The following is an 808-nucleotide window of genomic DNA, read 5'->3' on the forward strand; positions in this document are numbered from 1 at the left end:
TTGTGGGGGAATCATTAAGAAAAGGAAAAATTAAAAAGGACTAATAACAAAATTTAACTATTATTGCAAGATCTCTCTTAGTGGCACCATTTGACCGAAATAGGTGGCACAGTCACTCCGAAATAGCCATGTCGTTATAAATTGTAATAAATCTATAGAGATATATAGTGATTCTATAAGTAAACATGTAAAACAAATTATAGATAAGAATGCTCAAAAAACATTAAAAGATCCCTTAATAAATTCCTTATCAATTGGATTATACGTAAATAATGTTTCATACACCTTTCACTATGGAGAGTTAACAAAAGGAAAGGGAGATACGCCTACAAATAAAACAATATATGAAATCGCTTCGGTTACAAAAACATTTACTGGTACATTAGCTTCAAAGGCTGTTCTAGAAGGAAAATTGAATTTAGAGGATGATATACAAAGGTATTTACCTCAAACATACCCAAATCTAGAATATAAAGGTGACCCCATAAAAATAAAACACCTGTTAACCCATACCAGTGGATTACCTGGCGGTTATGAAGAAATGAATGAAATATCATCAAATTTAAGCGAAATAGAATTTAACAACACATATCTCAAACTTGAAAACAAACAGACCAAAGAGAAGTTTTTTAAAGACTTATCTAAAATCAACTTAACAGAAAAACCTGGAAACACATTTAATTAACCCGTTGTGCATTTAGTTAATATTAATTTTTAGGTTGTTTATATTTCTGTTGAATTCAAACCTATTGATATATTGAATAATGGTCATTGCTGTGATCTTTGATAAGATTCTATTTTTAAATCC

General features: G+C 29.5%; 1 protein-coding gene and 1 pseudogene. One reads left to right on the forward strand and one right to left on the reverse strand.

What is annotated here, in order from left to right:
* The first annotated feature begins 103 nt into the window (after positions 1-103).
* A complete protein-coding gene (locus FOF46_RS31005; protein WP_143919279.1) occupies positions 104-685 on the forward strand; it encodes a serine hydrolase domain-containing protein in 582 nt (193 codons plus the stop codon).
* A 12-nt stretch (positions 686-697) separates the two neighbouring features.
* On the opposite strand, the pseudogene FOF46_RS32885 reads toward FOF46_RS31005, so the two are convergent.
* A pseudogene (locus tag FOF46_RS32885) lies at positions 698-808 on the reverse strand (IS982 family transposase); the annotation flags it as partial.

Source organism: Aquimarina algiphila (assembly GCF_007489275.1).
In the GTDB taxonomy this organism is placed as follows: domain Bacteria; phylum Bacteroidota; class Bacteroidia; order Flavobacteriales; family Flavobacteriaceae; genus Aquimarina; species Aquimarina algiphila.